Genomic DNA, 3694 nt, shown 5'->3' with positions numbered 1-3694 from the left:
GCGCCAGTCCCAAAACCCAGAGCGCCCTGTTGGAGGCCATGGAAGAAAAGCAGGTCACCATTGAAGGCCAGACACGCCCCCTGCCCCTGCCGTTTTTTGTGCTCGCCACGCAAAACCCCCATGACCAGCTCGGCACCTACGCCCTGCCCGAGTCGCAGCTGGACCGCTTTCACATGCGGATTTCACTTGGCTACCCGGACCGCGCCGCCGAGCGCGAACTGCTCAAGGGCGCTGACCGGCGCGACATGGTCGACAACCTGCCCGCCATGCTGGCGCCGCACGAGTTGCTGGAGCTGCAACAGCTGGTCCAGCAAGTGCATGCCGCTGAGCCGCTGCTGAACTACCTGCAGGACCTGATCGCCGCAACCCGTTCGGGTCGCTGGTTTTTGCAGGGCCTGAGTCCCCGCGCCGGCATCGCCATCATGCGGGCCGCGAGGGCACAGGCCTTTTTGAGCGGGCGTGATTATGTCGCGCCCGATGACATCAGCGCCATCCTCCCGCAAACCGCCGCGCATCGCCTCATCCCCGTGAGCGATGCCGGCCGTGGCGCGGTGGAACAGGTGCGCGCCATGCTTGACACCGTGCCCCTGCCCTGAGCCGCAAGCCCACTGATGGCCGCCTTTACATTCATTCCAAGCCCCCTGGCCTTCGTGCGCAACCGGTTTCGGCATTGGTGGCAGAGCAGGCTGCCACTGACAGACAGCGTCACGCTGAACCAGCGCAACGTTTACATCCTGCCCACGCGACCGGGCCTGATGCTGGGCCTCACCTTGCTCGTGCTGCTGGTCGCATCCATCAACTACCAACTCAGCCTGGGCTATCTGCTGACCTTTCTGCTGGCTGGCACCGTGCTGGTGGGCATGCACGTCTGCCACGGCACACTGCGCGGACTTGCGATGAATTTGATAGCGCCGCCCGCGCACTATGCGGGCGCCACGACCGCTTTTGACATCAAACTCACGAATATGCGAAATGCTGCGCGCCATGGCATCGGCCTGAGCGTGCTCGATTCTCACGCGGTGGATGCGCAAAAAGGCACGGAGCGCCACTGGGCCTGGACCGACGTACCGGCGCAAGGCAGCAGCGTCGTGCAGGTGGCGTTTACGCCGGCGCGGCGCGGCCTGCACCCGCTGCCCACCCTGACCGCCGAAACACGCTTTCCGCTGGGCACCTTCCGCGTCTGGACGGTCTGGCGCCCGGCGGCGCAGGTCATGGTCTATCCGGCGCCTGAGCCGATGCCTCCGCCGCTGCCCGCCGGCGAACCGCGGGCTCAGGGTGCGGGCGCCGCCGCGCGGGCACAAAACAGCGGTGAGTTTGACGGCGTGCGGGCCTACCGGCGCGGCGACCCACTGAAAAACGTGCTCTGGAAAAAAGCCGCCAAGGCCGACGAACAAGGCAACGGCCTGGTGGTGCGCGACACCCAGCAAGCCCAGCGCCATGAGCTCTGGCTGGATTTCAGGCAGGCTGGGCCGCTGGATGTGGAAGCAAGGCTTTCGCGTCTTTGCGCCTGGATTTTGCAGGCTGACAAACTGGGGCTGGACTACGGCTTGCGACTGCCGGCGCTGGAGATCAAGCCGGCCAGCGGCGAAGTCCACAAACGCCAATGTCTGGAAGCGCTCGCCACATGTTGAGCATAAGCAGTGCCCGAAGCACGCTGCGCAGCCTGCCACGCGACAGCCGGGACACGCTTTTTCTGCTTCTGGTAATTGCCTGGGTGTTGCTGCCGCAGGTGAGCCATCTGCCGCTGTGGTGCAGTGCCGGTGCTGCTGCCGTACTACTCTGGCGCGGCAGGCTGGCGCTGCGCGCCCAGCCACTGCCCGGCAAGACCTGGCTGGTGCTGTTGCTGGCACTCACCGTGGCGGCGACTTATGCGACGCACCGCACCCTACTGGGGCGTGACGCAGGGGTCACCCTGCTGGTGGTGCTGCTCACCCTCAAAACGCTTGAGTTGCGGGCGCGGCGCGATGCGTTTGTGATTTTTTTCCTCGGCTTTTTTTGCATGCTGAGCAATTTTTTCTATTCACAGTCGCTGCTGACGGCTTTCAGCATGGTGCTGGGGCTGCTCGGTCTGCTGACAGCACTGGTCAACGCCCACATGCCGGTCGGCAAGCCGCCGCTGCTCGATGCAGCCCGAACCGCCGGCTGGATGACCCTGCTGGGCGCACCCATCATGCTGGTACTATTTTTGCTGTTTCCGCGCCTTGCGCCGCTGTGGGGCGTGCCGAGCGACGCCATGACGGGGCGCAGCGGCCTGAGCGCCAGCATGGAGGTCGGCACCCTGGCCAGCCTGGCCCTGGATGAAAGCATTGCGATGCGCATCCGGTTCGAGGGCAAAACGCCACCACAGCGCGATCTTTATTTCCGCGGCCCCGTGCTGTCCAGCTTCGATGGTCGCAACTGGCAGCCACTGCGCGCCAGCCTGCCGCGCCGCTACGCGCTGCCAGCCAATCTGCAGGTGGAGGGTGAAGCCATCCACTACGAAGTCACGCTGGAGCCCACCAGCCAGCCATGGCTTTTTGTACTCGACGCTGCCGCGCAAAGCCCTGAACTGCCAGGTTATCGCAACAGCATGGAGGCCGACCTCCAATGGCTGACCAGCCGGCCGATTACCGACGTGGTGCGCTACAAGGCCAGCAGCCATACGGTGTTCAGGCACGGCCCGGCACAGCCAGTCCTCGGTTTGCAGGAATTTGTTGAGCTGCCGCCCGGCTTCAACCCGCGCACACTGGCGCTAGCCAGCGAGATAAAGCGCGATCCGCGGTACGCCCAGGCTGGGGCCGGCGCCTTGGTGCAGGTCGCGCTGCAACGCTTGCGTAGCGGCGGCTATAGCTACACGCTGGAGCCCGGTGTTTACGGCCAGCACACAGCGGATGAGTTCTGGTTTGACCGTAAAGAAGGTTTTTGCGAGCATATTGCCTCGGCTTTTGTGGTGCTGATGCGCGCGATGGATGTTCCGGCGCGCATCGTCACCGGCTATCAAGGCGGCGAGCGCAACAGCGTGGACGGCTTCTGGATCATCCGGCACAGCGACGCGCATGCCTGGGCCGAGGTCTGGCTGGCCGGCGAGGGCTGGGTGCGGGTTGATCCGACATCGGCCGTGGCACCCGGCCGCACAGGCGCGTTTCAGCGGCTGGCCTCGCCCCGGGGCGTGGTGGCGCAAGCCCTCGGCAATTTCAGCCCGACCTTGTCAGCCCAGCTTCGTGCCACCTGGGAGGCTGTGAACAACGGCTGGAACCAGTGGGTGCTCAACTACACGCAGGGCAAGCAACTCAAGCTGCTGGAAAACATGGGCTTCGAGTCGCCCAGCTGGGAGGATTTGAGCTATGTACTGATTGGCATCATCGTCCTGGCCAGCCTGACTGGTGGCGTCTGGGCAATGTGGGACCGGAGCCAGCACGACCCCTGGCTGCGGCTGCTCAGCCGCGCGCGCAAGCGGCTGGCCGGCGCCGGCATTCCAAGCGACGCATCCTCCACGCCACGCCAGCTGGCCCGCCAGGTGCTGGCCCGCCACGGCAGTCAGGGACAGGAGCTGCATGACTGGCTGATGCAGCTGGAGCTGCAGCGCTACGCGGCAACACCGGCCCCTCAGCATGTCCAGCTCCGGCAACTGAAGCTGCAACTCAAGCGGCTGGTCTGGCCTGCTTAAAATCCTGCAGCCCACACCTTCTTTCGCATGACACTCAAAACACCTTTA

The 3694-nt window shown here is 64.9% G+C and carries 3 protein-coding genes; all 3 read left to right on the top strand.

What is annotated here, in order from left to right:
• Positions 1 to 596, top strand: a 596-nt coding sequence (locus HHJ19_RS05070) for a MoxR family ATPase (protein ID WP_296904665.1), incomplete at its 5' end; no start/stop codon positions are given.
• Positions 597 to 611: 15 nt separating this feature from the next.
• A complete protein-coding gene (locus tag HHJ19_RS05065; protein ID WP_296904662.1) occupies positions 612 to 1631 on the top strand; it encodes a DUF58 domain-containing protein in 1020 nt (339 codons plus the stop codon).
• Entirely contained in the window at positions 1625 to 3646 is a 2022-nt protein-coding gene (locus tag HHJ19_RS05060; RefSeq protein ID WP_296904660.1) for a DUF3488 and transglutaminase-like domain-containing protein, read from the top strand. Before HHJ19_RS05065 ends, HHJ19_RS05060 begins: the two co-directional genes overlap by 7 nt.
• Positions 3647 to 3694: the final 48 nt, after the last annotated feature.

It is taken from the genome of Polaromonas sp. (assembly GCF_012927415.1).
Classification (GTDB): domain Bacteria; phylum Pseudomonadota; class Gammaproteobacteria; order Burkholderiales; family Burkholderiaceae_C; genus Polaromonas.
This window is presented reverse-complemented; position numbering and strand designations above follow the sequence as displayed.

Excerpts from the sequence above, each read along its gene's own strand:
- HHJ19_RS05065 (WP_296904662.1), top strand. The coding sequence starts at position 612 with ATGGCCGCCTTTACATTCATTCCAAGCCCCCTGGCCTTCGTGCGCAAC.
- HHJ19_RS05060 (WP_296904660.1), top strand. The coding sequence starts at position 1,625 with ATGTTGAGCATAAGCAGTGCCCGAAGCACGCTGCGCAGCCTGCCACGC.